The organism is Peribacillus sp. SIMBA_075, from assembly GCF_046534585.1.
This window is the reverse complement of record NZ_JAWRYN010001072.1, coordinates 1-255: the sequence shown is the minus strand read 5'-3', so window position 1 is coordinate 255 and position 255 is coordinate 1. Positions and strand designations below refer to the sequence as shown.

Annotated in this window: 1 pseudogene; it reads left to right on the top strand. The window is 36.5% G+C overall.

Features of this window, described 5'->3' with window-relative positions:
* Positions 1 to 66 precede the first annotated feature (66 nt).
* A pseudogene (locus tag SB775_RS31585) lies at positions 67 to 255 on the top strand (VanW family protein); the annotation flags it as partial.

Sequence of the window (255 nt, the reverse complement as noted above, 5' to 3'; positions counted from 1 at the left end):
GTAACAAAACATACATAAAAATGAAATAATACATAAAAGTAATATTGGGAAAAAGGGGAGAGTATATTGTTCCGTAAAGTAAAGGGTATATTAGTTGGGGTGTTATGTGTAGCTATAGTGAGTGGTTGTGGTGCAAAAGTAAGTGATGTTGCATTAGTAAGTGATATTGGTGGCCACACGGTAGAGGCTAAAGCAGAGGTACAGGATTCTATTAGTTTAGTAGATGGTCGTACTGGTACGGAAGTGAAAAAGCTA